This is a genomic window from Microcoleus sp. PH2017_35_SFW_U_B (genome assembly GCF_020737865.1).
Taxonomy (GTDB): Bacteria; Cyanobacteriota; Cyanobacteriia; order Cyanobacteriales; family Microcoleaceae; genus Microcoleus.
In genome coordinates this window covers 32,278-48,998 of record NZ_JAEQDE010000076.1, presented here as the reverse complement: position 1 = coordinate 48,998, position 16,721 = coordinate 32,278, and the positions used below count along the sequence as shown (strand labels likewise).

The 16,721-nt window shown below is 44.5% G+C and carries 11 protein-coding genes; 3 read left to right on the top strand and 8 right to left on the bottom strand.

Going from position 1 to position 16,721, the window contains the following annotated elements:
* The first annotated feature begins 260 nt into the window (after positions 1-260).
* From lpxA to JGK36_RS21355, 3 genes are all read left to right on the top strand, one after another.
* Positions 261-1,055 carry an acyl-ACP--UDP-N-acetylglucosamine O-acyltransferase gene (gene lpxA, locus JGK36_RS21365; RefSeq protein WP_293183966.1) on the top strand — a complete coding sequence of 265 codons (795 nt, stop codon included), beginning with the start codon at positions 261-263 and terminating at the stop codon, positions 1,053-1,055.
* A 169-nt stretch (positions 1,056-1,224) separates the two neighbouring features.
* Positions 1,225-2,397, top strand: coding sequence for a lipid-A-disaccharide synthase (gene lpxB, locus JGK36_RS21360; protein WP_293190597.1), 1,173 nt, complete (start codon positions 1,225-1,227; stop codon positions 2,395-2,397).
* Between the two features lie 23 nt (positions 2,398-2,420).
* Entirely contained in the window at positions 2,421-3,686 is a 1,266-nt protein-coding gene (locus tag JGK36_RS21355) for a DNA cytosine methyltransferase (protein ID WP_293190598.1), read from the top strand.
* Positions 3,687-3,885: 199 nt separating this feature from the next.
* Here the strand turns inward: JGK36_RS21355 and JGK36_RS21350 are convergent, their stop codons facing one another.
* The 8 genes from JGK36_RS21350 to JGK36_RS21315 form a co-directional block, all read right to left on the bottom strand.
* The gene (locus JGK36_RS21350) at positions 3,886-4,257 is read right to left on the bottom strand and encodes a four helix bundle protein (protein ID WP_293183958.1); all 372 of its coding nucleotides are present in this window, start codon (positions 4,255-4,257) and stop codon (positions 3,886-3,888) included.
* Between the two features lie 142 nt (positions 4,258-4,399).
* Positions 4,400-5,731 (bottom strand): adenylate/guanylate cyclase domain-containing protein, encoded by a 1,332-nt coding sequence (locus JGK36_RS21345; protein WP_293197944.1) that lies wholly within the window; start codon positions 5,729-5,731, stop codon positions 4,400-4,402.
* A gap of 412 nt (positions 5,732-6,143) precedes the next feature.
* Positions 6,144-7,163: a chemotaxis response regulator protein-glutamate methylesterase gene (locus JGK36_RS21340; protein ID WP_293197942.1), complete on the bottom strand. Its 1,020-nt coding sequence runs from the start codon at positions 7,161-7,163 to the stop codon at positions 6,144-6,146.
* Between the two features lie 499 nt (positions 7,164-7,662).
* Complete coding sequence (locus tag JGK36_RS21335; RefSeq protein ID WP_293183952.1) at positions 7,663-10,668, bottom strand: hybrid sensor histidine kinase/response regulator; 3,006 nt, start codon at positions 10,666-10,668, stop codon at positions 7,663-7,665.
* Positions 10,669-10,889: 221 nt separating this feature from the next.
* On the bottom strand, positions 10,890-11,558 hold the full coding sequence (locus JGK36_RS21330; RefSeq protein ID WP_293183950.1) for a chemotaxis protein CheW: 669 nt from the start codon (positions 11,556-11,558) through the stop codon (positions 10,890-10,892).
* Between the two features lie 236 nt (positions 11,559-11,794).
* On the bottom strand, positions 11,795-13,192 hold the full coding sequence (locus tag JGK36_RS21325; RefSeq protein ID WP_366035292.1) for a transposase: 1,398 nt from the start codon (positions 13,190-13,192) through the stop codon (positions 11,795-11,797).
* 283 nt (positions 13,193-13,475) lie between these two features.
* Positions 13,476-15,068: a methyl-accepting chemotaxis protein gene (locus JGK36_RS21320; protein WP_293183948.1), complete on the bottom strand. Its 1,593-nt coding sequence runs from the start codon at positions 15,066-15,068 to the stop codon at positions 13,476-13,478.
* Complete coding sequence (locus JGK36_RS21315; protein WP_293183946.1) at positions 15,061-16,695, bottom strand: CHASE3 domain-containing protein; 1,635 nt, start codon at positions 16,693-16,695, stop codon at positions 15,061-15,063. Before JGK36_RS21315 ends, JGK36_RS21320 begins: the two co-directional genes overlap by 8 nt.
* Between the last annotated feature and the right edge of the window lie 26 nt (positions 16,696-16,721).

The window sequence follows — 16,721 nt, the reverse complement described above, 5'->3', positions numbered from 1 at the left end:
TCTTGAAGGAGTCAGTAGAGGCGCTTTGATTTCGCCTTTGAAAGTTCGCATTTGGACTCTTCAAGAATCCCCGTCCCGGAGCGGGCTGGGGAGTATCAAGGGACTACTGATACTAAATTCTGGTTTGTTACTCCTTGATGATTCGGCGATTGAAATCGCTACTACACAAGCGAAGTCCGCCTCCGCGGACTAAGAAATAAACGGGGTATTTAAGCTTGATTTGGCATGAAAACTGAAAACTGACAACTGAAAACTGAAAAATGCTTACTTTGATTCACCCAACTGCTGTGATTCATCCCCGCGCCGAACTGCACCCGACTGTAGAAGTGGGTGCTTATGCTGTAATTGGGGAAAGAGTGAAAATCGGGCCGGAGACTAAGATTGGTGCCCATGCAATTATCGACGGGCTAACAGAAATAGGTGCTCGCAATCAAATTTTCCCTGGTGCGGCCATTGGTTTGGAACCTCAAGATCTCAAATATGAGGGTTCTCTGACTAGGGTGACAATTGGCGACAACAATGTGATTCGGGAATACGTGACAATCAACCGCGCTACTGGAGCGGGGGAAAGCACGACGCTCGGCAATAATAATATGTTGATGGCTTACGTTCATGTGGGCCATAATTGCGATATTGCCGATCGAGTAATCATTGCCAACGCTGTAGCCCTAGCGGGACACGTCAAAATTGAGTCTCAAGCCAGACTCAGCGGGGTTTTGGGCGTTCATCAGTTTGTCCACATCGGCCGCTTATCCATGATCGGTGGCTTGAGCAGGATCGATCGAGATGTGCCACCCTATATGCTAGTCGAAGGGAATCCTTCGCGAGTGCGAGCTATCAACAAAATAGGCCTCGAACGTGCAGGTTTAACTCCAGAAGATTTGCTAGTTTTAAAGAAAACTTTTCGGATTTTATACCATTCTGGCTACACTCTCAATCAAGCTTTGGAACAATTGGATTTGTTACCGGAAAATCATCACTTGCAGCACCTGCGGAGATTTGTGCAACAGTCTGTAACCAAAGGGCGGCGAGGCTTGATTCCTGGTAAAAAATGAATGAGCCTTATATTAATTCTTGCGGACTCAAAGAATTAGTATTATTGAACCGCGAAGACGCGAAGGACACGAAGGAAGAGAAGGAAGCTGTACGGTGCGTCAGTCACCAGCTATAGGTAACTCAAACAGTTTTTGTCTGACGCACCTTACCGAGGATATTGAGGAGTTTATGAAAATTTTTATCAGCACTGGTGAGGTTTCTGGCGATTTGCAAGGAGCTTTGTTAGTTGCAGCTTTAAAACGTCATGCTGTCGCCGCTGGTTTGGAGTTGGAAATAACCGCATTGGGCGGCCCTCGTATGGCTCAAGCTGGCGCTACTATTTTAGGCGATACTCTGGGTATTGGTTCTATGGGTATTATAGAATCTGTGCCGTATATTTTGCCAACGATCGCAGTTCAGCAAAAAGCTAAACAATATCTAAAAAAATTCCGTCCCGATGTTGTTGTATTGATTGATTATTTGACTCCAAATCTCGGTATTGGTAGCTACATTCGCCGCTGTTTGCCCGATTTGCCGGTGGTTTGGTACATCGCGCCTCAAGAATGGGTTTGCTCGATTTCTCCTCGCAATACCGATCTGATTGTCAATATTGCCGATCGCATTTTGGCGATTTTCCCCGAGGAAGCTACTTATTATCGCGCCAAAGGCTCTCAAGTCAGTTGGGTTGGTCATCCTTTGCTGGATAGAATGCAATCTGCGCCCAGTCGGGAAGTTGCCCGCAAAACTTTGGGAATTGAGCCGGAACAGGTGTCAGTCGCGCTAATTCCGGCTTCTAGAAAGCAAGAACTCAAGTACCTGATGCCGGTGATATTTGAGGCTGCTCGCATTATTCAAGCTAAATTGCCGGAGGTTCATTTCTGGATTCCGGTTTCTCAAGCAGCTTTCCGCAGCAAAATCGAAGAAGCGATCGAGAATTACGGTTTGCGGGCTACTTTGTTGGAAAATCAAAATCTGGAAATCTTGGCTGCTGCCGACTTTGCGATCGCCAAATCTGGTACTGTTAATTTGGAATTAGCTTTGCTCGACGTTCCGCAAGTTGTCGCCTACCGCGTCAGTCGCATTACGGCAATGATTGCTCGCCACCTGCTGAAATTGTCGATTCCTTTTATCTCTCCGCCCAATTTGGTGCAAATGAAGCAGATCGTCCCGGAGTTGCTGCAAGACGAGGCTACTGCCGAAAATATAGTTTTCCACTCCCTGGAATTGCTGCAAAATGCCGATCGGCGCCAGCAAACCTTGGCGGATTATCGGGAAATGCGGGAAAGTCTGGGAGAGGTCGGTGTGTGCGATCGCGCGGCTGCCGAAATAATCAAAAATGTTAAAATAAATACAGCTTCTTAAAACAATTTTAGTATTGAAATATTATGTCAAGCTATCGGAAAAAGCGACCGATCGCTGTTGATTTATTTGCAGGCGCAGGCGGCATGACGCTGGGCTTTGAACAAGCAGGTTTTGATGTACTTGCCTCAGTCGAAATTGACCCCATCCACTGCGCTACCCACGAGTTCAATTTCCCGATGTGTTCTGTATTGTGCAAAGATGTCTCAGAGCTGACGGGAGCAGAAATTCGGCAAAAATCTGCGATCGGGCGGCGCGAAATCGACGTAGTAATCAGCGGTTCGCCCTGTCAAGGATTCTCGCTGATGGGGAAGCGCGATGTCGGCGATCCGCGAAATTCTCTAATTTTCCACTTTCTGCGCTTAGTTTTGGAGCTAAAACCCAAGTTTTTTGTAATGGAAAATGTGCCGGGAATTGTAGCAGGCGAACACAAAGAACTCCTGAATCTTTTAATTAGCTCTTTTCTGGAAGCAGGCTATCAAGTAGAAGAAAACTATCAAGTTCTCAACGCCGCTCACTACGGAGTGCCGCAAGCTCGCAAACGATTGTTTCTGATTGGTTGCAAAAAAGACTACGATCTGCCAAAATATCCTCAGCCAACTACTTTTTTGCCTAAAAAGAAACTTCCTAAACGCTATAAAAAAGTTAATTTACCTGCGGTTCCGACAGTTTTGGATGCGATTGGAGATTTGCCGGAAGTAGAAAAGTATAACGAGTTGCTGCACCGAGATTGGGTAATGGCGGAGTACGGAAAGTGCAGCAGCGATTACGCGAGTTTTTTGCGCGGATTCGATGATTTTGATAATGATTATGCTTACGATCGCCAGTACGATCGACAAATCCTCTCATGCAGTCGGCGCACCAAACATTCTGCCGAATGTATGGAAAGATTTGCAGCCGCAGCCTACGGCGAAAAAGAGCCGATCAGCCGTTTTTACAAGCTGCACCCCGACGGAGTTTGCAACACTCTCAGGGCTGGAACCGACAGGGCGAGGGGCGCTTATACTTCGCCAAGGCCAATTCACCCGATCGCGCCTCGGTGCATTACAGTCAGAGAAGCAGCGCGATTGCATTCCTATCCTGACTGGTTTAGATTTCACGTCACAAAATGGCACGGTTTTCGCCAAGTCGGAAATTCTGTACCGCCACTATTGGCGAAAGCTGTAGCAGCGCAGATTATTAGCGCTTTGGGCGTAAAACCAATTAAGCCGAGTTTCAAGCTTTCAAGTGGAGAAGATTCGTTACTTAAACTAAATTGGTCGGAAGCAGAACAATATTATCTCGAAACATAAGAGTTAGATTTAATAATTGGTAATTGGTAATTGGGAATGGGTAATTGGTAATTGGTAATTGGTAATTGGTAATTGGTGTTTCATAGCGGTTCTAAACTTTCGCGATCTACTCGCTATTTGTCTTGCTAATTAGCCATTACCAATTACCAATACTGTACCTCACTTGATAATTGCTATATATACTCTGATTATTAATCAATTATTTTTCTTGATTGTTACCTATTGACTGTAGATAAGCATTCAGCTTCGGTGACAATTCATCAATTATTGGTTGGAATCTTTTTACCTGTTCACTTCCCACTAATTTTCTGGCATATGCTAGCCTCAAAAAGCTGATTGTTTCATACAAAGAACCTCTGGCAATCTTGACAAAACGCCGATTGTCTTGATAATTATATCTACCACGTCCTTCTGCAATATTAGCGCAAACGCTATCGGCGGCGCGTACAAGTTGCTTCCCGATAGTATCTTTTGTAAAATAGTCCCATTCTTTGACGATAAACCAAACCTCATTTGCCAATTTTTCAGCCAACTTGTAAACATCCAAATCCTCAAAATCTGGTCTACTCATATCTCACACCCCTTAATCAATAATTACCAATTACCAGTTACCGGTTCCCAATTACCGATTACCAATTCCCAATTACCAATTCCCAATTACCGATTACCAATTCCCAATTACCAATTCCCAATTACCCATTCCCAATTCCCAATTAAAAATCAACTTCCAATCTTCCTTTTAATAAATAAGCAGCCATTTGGCCCTTACCTTTGACATTGATTAAACCGCGTTTTTCAAAATCATACTTGTCTTCTATAAGCAAATAAGTTGCGTCGGAAATCTGAATTCCGTCCGGGATACCGTGAGATTCCATGCGGGAAGCGGTATTTACCGTATCGCCCCACAAATCGTAAATAAACTTTTTTGTCCCGATGATTCCAGCTACCACTGGGCCCGAATGAATGCCGATGCGGATGCTAATAGTGAGACCGAACTCTTCTCTGTATTTCACTATGGCTTCTTGCATATCTATCGCCATTTCCGCGATCGCATCTCCGTGATCTGCTCTCGGATTTGGCAACCCCGCCACTACCATATAAGAGTCACCAATTGTCTTAATTTTTTCTAAACCGTGTTTTTCGGCGAGATCGTCGAACTTGGAAAATATATCGTTGAGTAAATGTACTAATTTTTTGGGCGATATTGATGCTGACAACTGGGTGAAGCCAACAATATCCGCGAACATCACGCTAACTGCTGCGAATTCGTCGGCGATTACACCTTGTTCTTTTTTTAATCTTTCGGCGATCGCCTCTGGCAATATATTTAACAGCAACTCCTGAGATTTTTTTTGTTCTATCTCTAATTTGACTAGATAATCCTGCATGGTTTGATAGGCGAGATTCCTTTCTTGCAGGTGCATATAAGCTTTTGAGTGATAGCGAATTCTAGCAATGAGTTCGACTGGATTGGGCAGTTTTACTAAATAATCGTTAGCACCCAAGGAAAATGCTTGCGCTTTTAGTTCCGCTTCTTCTTTACTGGAGAGAACAATCATCGGAATGTCTCGCGTCAGCGAATTCCCTCGAAAAAAGCGCAGCAACTGCAATCCATCTATTTCTGGCATTACTAAATCTTGGAGGATTACTGTTGGCTTCACCTCTAATGCTTTCTTAATTGCTTGAGCTGGATCGTTACAGTAATAAAATTTAATGTCTTTTTCATTAGCAAGCATTCGGCGCACCGCTTCGCCGATCATTTCCTGATCGTCAATCAGTAAAACTGTAACAGTGTATTCGGTCAAGCTAGATATTTTTTTGCTTTCTGAATTTAAAGGTAAATTTAAGTCGATCGAGTGACGGCTTTTCTCCAATTTGAGGTTACTGAGAATGGCGCTATCTCTGGCGGTAACTGGGTTTTTCCCATTGTTTCCCCTATCCTCAAACTTCAACTTTACCACGTTGCCGTTGACTATTTGACTTTCTCGTTGATTTAGTGCACAACTGCAATCGAATTCAATAGCCTGAGAGTGAGTTAATTTCATAACTAGATCGGGCAACGGCCATTGTCTGGAGAGGATCGAAACTTTTACTTAAATATTTTCTAAGTGTCAATAGCGACCCGGTATTATTTAAGTACGCTTACCAGGTGATAATACCAGGTTGGTAAAGTTTTATCCGCTGATTTTTGTAAAATCTTTACACAGCCTAGCACGCTTGACATTGATTGCAAGGGCTACGATCGCTAATTGTTGGGTCAGCCGACTGCTGCTTGCTAGCAGGTGCCCGGTAACCGCAGCATTCCGTGAAATTACAGACTGCTGGCAAGATACACGCGCGATCGCGATCCCAAAACATCACCCCAATAGATTGATTATGATCGCTGAGAGTCTGGCACGACCTCGGCCATTGTGCTCAACCACTTAAGCCTTATGGCCCAAACATCTCTAGTATTTTCTACACGAGATATTTCATGCAGGCTGGGGCGATCGCCTCGATCGGCAAAACCTGCACAGCCGCATTCAAATCAGCAGCAGCTTTCGGCATCCCGTAAACTACTGAGGTAGCGCGGTCTTGGGCGATCGTGTGCCAGCCTGCCGATCGCAAAACTTTGAGCCCTTTAGCGCCGTCTTTGCCCATACCGGTTAACAGCACTGCCACCCCTTTGCCCGGCCAGTATTGAGCGACACTCTCAAAAAAAGTGTCCACTGAAGGGCGGTAAGGATATTCTAAAGGTTCTTTCGTATACTTAAGTGTTAAATTCGATTGTAATACTAAGTGGTCGTTAGTCGCGGCAATTATCACCTTACCGACTTCCAAAGGTCGATCGGCAACTGCGACACTCACCGACAACTTACTTTTTTGACTCAGCCAATCTGCCAAACCAGGAGCAAACTCAGCATCTACGTGTTGGACGATCGCCACAGCCGCCGATAAATTGGCAGGTAAAGCCGATAGCAGAGTTGCCAAAGCTTGGGGCCCGCCAGTCGAAGAGCCGATCGCCAGCAGCGGCGGAGTCAAGCATTTAGGAGTTGCGCTGTGAAATAAAGAAGTCGAGTTACTTTTACCAATCAATCTAGCGACTTTAGAAATAGTTTTTAACAACTCCATACCGCCGCTTGGGGAATTGCCCATCAACCCCAAAATTGGCGTATTAATAGCATCCAGAGCTCCATATCCCATAGCTTCAAAAACCCTGCCCGCATTACCTGTCACCGAAGATGTCACTAGCAGAATCGCGCAGGGAGATTGCTTCATGATCAGGCGCGTCGCCTCAACACCATCCATCACCGGCATGATCAAATCCATCAATATCACATCCGGTGTATTGCGGGCGCACTTGGACACAGCTTCGGCCCCATCCGCCGCTATCCAAATAATTTCATACTCCGGTACCGTCACCAAAACTCGGCGCAAAGCTTCAGCAGCAATCAACGTGTCGTTGACGATCGCTATTTTCATGTTGAAATTGCTCATAGTTAATTAATTTTCAGTTGCGGGTAGTTGCGGGAGCCTGCCGATCCAGTTTTTTATGCTGCGGCCTTTTCTTTAAAACTGAGATATTGCACTATTGTCAATAAGCCTTTTATGAACAGGCAAGATGCCTGTTCCACAAGAGATGAATTTTTTTGTGGAACAGGCATCTTGCCTGTTCCTGAGAATGGTGTTCGTCGGTCAGTTAAAACTAAACTTGTAGACGGAGGCAGCAAACCGCTTCTCAATTAGCGATCGATACTGTTGGGTTAACACTTTTTCGGGCCCGGAGATCCCCCTAAATCCCCCTTAAGAAGGGGGACTTTGAGTGCTTCCGGTTCCCCCCTTCTTAAGGGGGGCTAGGGGGGATCTCCGGGCTCGGGGCCAAGCGTATTGAATTACCGATTGAATTACGAACTATCACGCAGCCTACCACTATTCATACCACATTTTGGTCGTATTTTTAGTTTTTAATTAAAAAAACTTAACCCGAGATTTTTTTTCAAGCCTCACCGATTAAATCAACCACCGCATTTAACAGCGTATCGTCGTGAAAACTGCTTTTAGTTAAATAATAATCCGCTCCCACTTCCAATCCTCTGATTCTATCTTGCTCGCGGTCTTTGTAAGAAACAATAATTACCGGAATCGACTTTAGGGCCGAATGATTTTTAATTTGACTAACCAGCTCAATCCCCGTCATGCGCGGCATATCAACATCGCTAATTACCAAATCAAACTGCCCGGTACGCAGAGCATTCCAACCATCCATACCATTAACAGCTATTTCTACCTCATATCCTTGATTTTCTAAAAGTTTGCGCTCTACTTCTCGAACAGTAATTGAATCATCTACTACCAAAACGCGCTTGCGAGTTGTTGATTCAGCAGTTTGTTCGGTTTTACTAACTTTCTGTAACTGACTTTCAGCCAGCAGTTTATCAGTCGATCGCACCAAATCTTCAACATCGATAATCAGCACCGGCGTACCGTCTTCCATAAAAGCAGCCGCGCTGATATCCGCTACCTTACCCAAACGCGGATCTAAAGGCCTGACAACTAAATCGCGTTCGCCCAGAAACTTATCCACAGCTAAACCATAACTGCTAGAGCGATCGCTCACAATGATCACCGGCAGCAAATCCAACTTTTCAGGTGGCGCAGCTAACTCCAACACCTGATAAGCTGTCACCAAACCAATATTTTGGTTGTCAAGAGTAAAATACTGTCGGTTTTCGGCGATCGCAATATCAGCAGACTCAACCATCACAATGCGATCGATCCGAGTCAGCGGAAAAGCATAAGGTTCCCCCGAAATTTCCACCAACAGCGTCCGAATTACCGACAGAGTTAGCGGCAACTGCAAATGAAAACTCATACCTTTTTCCGGCATAGATGTCGCCCGGAGAATGCCACCAACCTCCTGCACCATACTTTGCACAATATCCAAACCAACACCGCGGCCCGAAATTTCCGTCACTTGACTAGCAGTAGAAAAACCAGGCAAAAACAGAAAATCCATCAATTCCGGTTCAGTCAATTTCGCAGCCATTTCCGCACTTACCATACCTTTCGTGACAATTTTTTGGCGGAGTTTTTCCGGTTCTATTCCTTTTCCATCATCCGAGACGGTAATTGATAGCATCCCGCCCCGATGTGCAGCTTCCAGTCGGATCGTACCTTCAGCCGATTTTCCCGCAGCCAAACGTGCGTCTGGGAGTTCAATACCGTGGTCGATAGCGTTACGCAAAATGTGTGTTAGCGGTGCTTCTAATTTTTCTAAAATATCTCGATCTACCTGAGTAGATTTGCCAACAACTTCAAATTTCACTTGCTTACCCAACTGTCTCGCCAAATCTCTCAGCATTCGCCCAAAAGCTGAAACGCCGTCAGCAAACGGTCGCATATTGCTGGCAATAACTTCTCGGTACAAGCGATCGGACAAGTTGGCAGAACGGCGGGCAAACAGTTCTAGTTCGTTGAGGCGATCGGACAAAATATGGCGGCAATCATTAGCTTTTTTGCGAGCACTGCCGAGATAATCTTCCGATCGCTGATCTAGAACAGAATCGCTTAAAGATTCCTGCAATTTCTCCAACAAATTATAAAGCTGTCCTTGGTTTTTTCTCAGTTTTAATAATGAATCAGCAAACGGTTGCAGCCATTTTGCTTCTACTAAAGATTCGCCTGCCAAACCCATAATTCGGTTTAAGTTTTCCGCATTTACTCGTACTACGCGGTCAGCGGTTTTAGGCTTTTGAGCGTTTTCCCTGAGATTTGAAGGTGCAGGTTTTGCGCTAACAATTTTAGTCGGTCGTTGCTCTACAGCTACTGCTGTAGAATTGGCGACGGGGGAAATTTGACCGCTATTCTTTGTGCGTTGGGAAGCATTATCTTGAGGTTTTGGTTGTGGTGTCGGGGTTGTTTGGGGACTCGTTGCTTCGGCAGATTTTTGTGAAACAACTGCGGCAGTTGTTGCCGATTGTTTAGTTGTTAATAATTCAAGAATCTTACTTATATCTGCGACAATATTATCTATTTCTGCCTCTTTTTCTGCCAGCCAAGCTTCGATTTTCAGTACCGGAATTTCCTGCATATTTACCAGAAAATTTACTCCGGCGAGCAGGGTGTCAATTTGACTGGCATTTAAGCTAGATTTGTGCTTCTGAAGTGCCACAAATGTATCTTCTATCGCCTTCGCAAGTTTAACAACTTCATGGAACTGAACTATTCTGCCAGCACCTTTTATTAAATGAGCGGATTTAACAAGGGAGTCTAAGTCTAAATATTCATTGGGGTTATTTTTGAGCGAGAGTAAAGTTTGGTTTAATAGTATTGATTGTGCTTCTACTTCTCCGGCAAATAAAGCTAACATCGATAAATCAGTTTTAAGCAACCGAGTTTCTGGACTTTCAACCTGTGGCAAATCGGGCAATATTTCATGAGGAATATCAGAATTGAATTGTACGTGGTCTGTTATTTCTGCGGTAAAATCAACAGGTAATTGCGGCTCCCATTCCGGCAGAATTTCTGTTTCAACAATGGTCTCTTGTTCTATTGTTTCTGCTTCATCTGGGCTGCCCAAATCTAATTGTTCGTTATTGATAATTGCTAAGATGGCAGTTTCTAAGGTTTCAATTTGCGATCGATTAACCGGGAGCCAATTTTCGATCTCGGTTTCCGGAATCTGGCTGATTTGGGCCAAAAGGTCGATCGCCCGCAGCATCACATCAATCTTATCAGGTGAGTCTAGGGCGATCGAGCCAGCCTGCGCCGCCACAAAGCAATCCTCCATCACGTGAGCGATTCGCACAGCAGCATCCAGTCCCACAATCCGCGCCGCGCCCTTGAGCGAGTGGGCCGCCCGCATCAAAGATTCCAGTTCAGCCGGAGAATTAGGGTTATTTTCTAATACCAAAATGTTCTCATTTAATACTGCTACTTGAGTGTCCGCCTCCATGCGAAATAAATCCATCATGGAGAAATTGCTCATATCTTGATTGCTCATTTTTTATTAATCCTTAATTTATTCCAACCCACTTTCGCCCGGTTTTGTTCATGTAGGCGCGAATTCCCTTCGCCCGTTCTTCAACCCGCGGAGGCGGGTTTCGTCTGTGTAGGCGCGAATGACCTTCGCCCGCTTTTATTCGCCAGATTCCATTCACCCAATGCCCAATTCCCAATGCCCCATGCCCAATTCCCAATGCCCCATGCCCTATTCCCAATTCATTAGATAATCTTCTTATTCAACGTATAAAACAGCAAATCATCATCGAGATAACAAACACTTTGCCCCTGCCAACTGATAATCCCTTTAGTATAAGTTTCTGGCACTTTAGAAACAGTAGATGGAACATTTCTGATTTGTTCCGGGAGAATGCGGTGAATGCCGTAAATCTCATCCACTCCAAACACCCAGCGGCTGCCTTCTCTCTCAACAACTACCATCCTTTCGTAAACAACAGGACTAATATTTTGTCGGCTAGCATCTGCTGCTTCCAATCCCAAAAGTGCTTTTAGGGAAACGCACAACTGGATTTCACCGCGAATATTCACCAAGCCGATAAGTATATTATTACTGCGGTGTGGCAAAGTGTGGATAACAGAAATCTGCGTCACTTCCTTAAACAGCGCCGCCGGTAAAGCCAACCATTCGCCGTTAAGCCTAAAAATACCTACAGATATAGTACCCGCAGCCGTGACGGCGTTAGTTACTCCTTGACTCGATCGCAATAAATTAGTCCACTCTTCCAGATATCCAGTCGGCAATTCCTGTTCCAGCAAACTCCGGCCCGCGTCGGAATAGACTGGACAGTTGCGGCAGTGAATAAATGTTTTTAATTGAGGACAAGTGCGATCGCCCCCAACTCCGATCCGATTCCAGCAATCATCAGTCATTCGATTTTAGATTTTAGATTTTAGATTTTAGATTGTAGGGTGTGCACCGCGCACCAGTTTGTAGTTTGTAGTAGTTTGTAGGGTGTGCACCGCGCACCAGTTTGTAGTTTGTAGCGTGCGCACCGCGCACCAGTTTGTAGCGTGCGCACCGCGCACCAGTTTGTAGCGTGCGCACCGCGCACCAGTTTGTAGCGTGCGCACCGCGCACCAGTTGATTTAAGTGACATACTCCCACATCAACCTGAGTACAGGTATGATGTGGGCTTCTTAGCAGCCCGATGAAGGGTATGCAAGATTTCCTTCGCGGTACTGTCGTCCATAGTTCCTACTACAGAAAGATTCCCGCTACGGCGTTTTATTTTGGGGAAAATGTCCAACCCCAATTTCTTCAAATTAATCGAAGCGTTGATATCGCGATCGACCATTAAAGAATGTTGCTCGTCCCAATAGCTTCGCATACCGCAATCGGTGAAAACGATTTCATTCCGATAGCACAGAAGCATTGAGGTATAAGCAGGTTTTTGCGGAACGACGGCTGATCCAGCTTTTTCGGCTATGTATTCCAGCGTCTTGAAAAATTGACCAAACGCAGCATCCAGCCAAGACTTGTTTAGTCCTGATTTGGCTGATTGACCGTTTGGGAGGTAGTTACCCTCATCGTCTTGCTTAACTTTATTCCGCTTCGTTAAGCCTTTTAAGTTCAAATCTTCGTGAAAAAAGAATTTAGCTCCAGACCTGACAAGTTTGTGAGCTGTTTTATAGTGGAAGTCTTGGCGAGAACGCGCTATTTTTTGGTGCTGTCTCGCTTCTTTTTTTGCTAATTTCCGTCGGGCGCTACAGCCACGCTTCCGCTTATTCCGCTTTTTTGAAATGCGGTCTAACTTAGCTTGGTTTTTGCGAAGCGGTTTCAATGAAGGCAACTTTTCGCCCGATGACGTTGCTAAATAGACATCTTCATGCAGCACCGCATCTAACCCAATTGAGTTATCCCAGTTTGGGGTAACTTTGTCAGAAATAAACTGGGGTACTGAAGCGTCTTCAAGCATTATCTGGGCGAACCAACCATCAGCCTTTCTAGTTACACTAATTTGCTTGACGGTAAATCCATCGGGGATTGGGCGGTGCCTCCGAACTTTTATCACGCCCAACTTCGGCAATCGGATATAAAACCAATTCTTGCGAACCAACTTAATCCAATCGCTGTTAGCCGTAGAAAAAGTCATCGTCCGGTAATCAGCTTCAGTCTTGAATCGGGGTTTACCCGATCGACCGCCTTTACTATCCCCTACTATAAACCGTTCAAAGGCTTTATCTACTCGTTTAGAAACATCTTGCAGGATAGTTGAATCTACCTGCTTGAAGTCCAATAGCTCACCACTGTGGAAGACTTTTACTAGGTCTTTTTTGAGGGCGGGCAATTGTTGCTTTTGAGAGTAGTAGTTGGGCTTTTCGCGAGGCGCAGAGATGCTAGCAACCAATGGACAAGCATTTATAGCAGTGCGGTTTTTTTCCCACCAATCAAATCGATCGCCTAGCTGTCTGTTGTACCAATAGCGACAAATTCTCAACCAATGGTTGAGGGTTAATTTTTGATTGGTGTCGGGATAGAACTGATACTGATACGTTACTTTCATTGCGCTACGACCTTTACGCATTTGCTGGTCATAAAAATACCAGAAAATACTAGATAAAGTCAAGTAGTAATTTAATAATTGTGTCGAGTAATGATGCTAGCAGATAAAGATTTGTTGATCTCGTCATCCACACCTTCATTGCTCGCCCGCTATGCTGACGAGGACATGAAGATGTGGAATCCTCGGTTCACGCGCCTTTCATCCCACACTAATCGAAGCGATATAGTGTGGGGATTCCCGTCTGACTAGCTAAAAAAACCGACTCGATCCGCCGACTCCCTATTTACTTTAAAAACGCTAGCATTTCGTGGCGTAAACCGAGTGTAGCATCATTAACTTGCCCGATCGCCCCATTGATATCCCGGAGCGCCGACGCAGTTTGCGAAGAAGCCTCACTCAACTGCACCATCGCCTCGCTAATTTGCACAGCACCCTGAGACTGTGCATCCATCCCCTCATTCACCTCTTCAAAACGCGGAGTCAAAGCTTGCACCCGCTGGATAATCGATTCCAACTGCAAACTAATAGTTTGCACATCTTCCACCCCGCGGCGCACCTCATTAGTAAACTTATCCATTTCCATCACGCCAACACCCACCGCAGACTGCATTTCTTTAACCATATTTTCAATATCCAAAGTAGCCACCGCCGTTTGATCTGCCAGTCGGCGAATTTCCCTAGCCACCACCGCAAAACCCAACCCGTACTCTCCCGCTTTTTCCGCTTCAATAGCCGCGTTGAGCGAAAGCAAATTAGTTTGATCTGCCACCTTCGTAATCGTCGTGATAATACTGTTAATATTATTAGCTTTTTCGCTAATAACTCCCAATTTACCCGAGATCGCACTGGTAGAATCTGCTAATTTATTCATCGTGGATTCCATGCGACCAATTTCTTGTTTACCGCCGCCGGCAGATTGAGCAGCTTGGTGGGACATCTCCGAAACTTCATCCATTGTCCTCGCCAGTTGCATAGCAGTAGCAGCAATTTCTTTAGCCGTGGCTACTACTTCATTAGTCGAAGCCACTTGTTGATTCATCGTCGCTTCCAATTCCTTGCCGGAGGAGGCAATTTGGTTCGTAGATCCACTAATTCTGAGGCCCGACAGATCTATTTGATTTTCCAGAGTTTGGGATACCGTACTCGTGAGAAACAGTCCAAACAGTCCAGCCGTTAGCGGCCCGAGAATCATGCCCAAAATTACCCAGAATGTGGTTTGACTAATATCGTTTTTAGACTGCTGTTTAGCTAGTTGTCCCGTTGTTTCATTGATTTTGAGGTCTTCCAAGATTAAGTTAGTAGCTGATTCAAACGAGGATCGATTCGCTTTGGCGCGATCGCTCAATTGATTGTAAAACGCCCCAGCCCTTCTAGCAGCCTCGATATCGGGCGACTTAGTATTCCCTTGGCCAATCAGTTCGATCTGCCTTTTAAATGGGTTGAGAATTCCTAAACTCTCAAATCTTTTATTTAAATCTAAAAAAGCTTCGTGATTTTTCTTCCAGATATCCCATTTAGCCTGCAATTCTTTGTATATCTTATCTTCCTCCGCAGTTCTGGATGTGGTTTCATACTCTTTGAAACCCTCATTAATCTGCTCCCAAGCTTTCTGAATTCTCGTCAACTCACTTCTCCTTTCCTCTGGGCTGAGTTCCAGATCCAGTAATGCCCGTTCCGACGACTCAATTTGCGTTTGTCCTTCATTAACTTTCCACAATCCACTAACGCTCGGCAGGCTATTGTTAGCTAGCGTATCAATATGTCCACCTAGCCGATAAGTGCCACTCCAACCAATACAAGCCACAGCTAAAACAATCACAGCTAGAAAAATAAATGCAGCATTCAGGCGCTTTTTAAAACTGATATTTTTAAACATTTTCTACATCCTTATTGCTTACTTTAAACCGAGAAATTTCTTGACGCAAACCTTGAGATGCCTCATTTAATTGAGAGATAGCACCGTTAATTTCGCGCAATGCGCCCGCCGTTTGCGACGACGATTGACTCAGATACACCATCACCTCGCTAATTTGCTGAGCGCCTTCCGATTGAGCCTCCATACTCTGATTTACCACTGAAAAACGCGGAGTGATAGCCTGCACCTGCTCGATAATTTCAGTCAGTTGCCAGCTCACACTTTCCACATCCTCAACGCTATCATTTACTTCTTCAGTAAACTTGTTCATTTCCGTCACCCCAGTAGAAACTGCTGCCTGCATTTCTTTAACCATTTTTTCAATATCTAAAGTAGCAACAGCAGTTTGATCGGCTAAACGCCGAATTTCTCTAGCAACTACAGCAAAACCCATACCATATTTTCCTGCTTTTTCTGCTTCTATGGCAGCATTCAAAGAAAGTAAATTAGTTTGGTCAGCTACCTTGGTTATTGTAATAATAATTCGACTAATATTATTAGCTTTTTCGCTGATGTTGCTAAGTTGGCTAGAAATAGAAGTTGTGGCGGTTGATAATTCCCGCATGGTATTTTCCATGTGGCTTAAATTCCGCTGACCGCCCTCTGCTGCTATTGTGGTAGTTTGGAAGGTAGAAGTAATTCCCTGCATTGCTTGCTTCAGTTGTCGAGAAGTAGCAGCTATCTCTTTTGTAGTAGCTTCCACCTCTCTAATCGAAGCTGCTTGTTTGGCGATTACTTCCTCCAATTCCTTGCCAGAGGCAGCAATTTCATGAGAGGAAGCAGTTACTTGAAGACCAGAATTTTGTACTTGCCCGATCAAGGAACTTAGGCTTTGAGTCATGCTTTGGAATCCGGCGAGTAGTTTGCCAACTTCTCCCTGATAATTTGCTGAAATATTGGCAGTTAAATTGCCCGCCGATACCTCTTCTGCAACTTTTACTGCTATTCCCAAGGATTGCGCGATATTCCGGATAATTACCCAAGAAATTAACACCCCAACTCCGACAATAATCAAAGTGCTCGCCCCAGCAAAGTAAGTTGAAAAAATTTCAGCTTCCTGGGCGAATTTCTTTCTTTCATCCAAGAATCGATTTTCAGTTTCTTTGATTTCTGTGATTTTACCCCTCAACTTCGCCATAATTTCTAGTCCTGTTCCAGCACTTACTATTTTTTTTACCTCCTCTTCTCGACCAGATTTGCGGAGTTGAATAGTTTTTTCTAAATAATCGATTCTTTCTCTAATCAGGATTTGCAATTGACCGAGTTTTTCTTGTTGTGTCGGATTTTTCATCTTCTCTCTCAACTCTGCTAGTTGCACGTTAATGCTTGCATTTGCTTCATTGTATGGCTCTAAAAAATTCTCTTTTCCCGTGTACAGATAGCCGCGCTGACCAGTCTCAGCTTCCAGCAAAAGCATATCTAACTGTGCCAATTCTTGCAAAATTTTATGGCTCGAAGTAACGTTATCTAAAGACTTAACTAAAGTATTTTTAGTGTGTTGTGATACAATATTTGCTATAAGTATTAACGTAAAGATTGTACCAAACCCCCTCCACAAAATTTGTTGAATAGTTGACTTCTTCTGCACTGAATTTACCTCTTTTTTGCCTGCTA

Coding starts and splice junctions, on each gene's coding strand:
- lpxA (WP_293183966.1), top strand. CDS start 261: ATGCTTACTTTGATTCACCCAACTGCTGTGATTCATCCCCGCGCCGAA.
- lpxB (WP_293190597.1), top strand. CDS start 1,225: ATGAAAATTTTTATCAGCACTGGTGAGGTTTCTGGCGATTTGCAAGGA.
- JGK36_RS21355 (WP_293190598.1), top strand. CDS start 2,421: ATGTCAAGCTATCGGAAAAAGCGACCGATCGCTGTTGATTTATTTGCA.
- JGK36_RS21350 (WP_293183958.1), bottom strand. CDS start 4,257: ATGAGTAGACCAGATTTTGAGGATTTGGATGTTTACAAGTTGGCTGAA.
- JGK36_RS21345 (WP_293197944.1), bottom strand. CDS start 5,731: ATGAAATTAACTCACTCTCAGGCTATTGAATTCGATTGCAGTTGTGCA.
- JGK36_RS21340 (WP_293197942.1), bottom strand. CDS start 7,163: ATGAGCAATTTCAACATGAAAATAGCGATCGTCAACGACACGTTGATT.
- JGK36_RS21335 (WP_293183952.1), bottom strand. CDS start 10,668: ATGAGCAATCAAGATATGAGCAATTTCTCCATGATGGATTTATTTCGC.
- JGK36_RS21330 (WP_293183950.1), bottom strand. CDS start 11,558: ATGACTGATGATTGCTGGAATCGGATCGGAGTTGGGGGCGATCGCACT.
- JGK36_RS21325 (WP_366035292.1), bottom strand. CDS start 13,192: ATGAAAGTAACGTATCAGTATCAGTTCTATCCCGACACCAATCAAAAA.
- JGK36_RS21320 (WP_293183948.1), bottom strand. CDS start 15,068: ATGTTTAAAAATATCAGTTTTAAAAAGCGCCTGAATGCTGCATTTATT.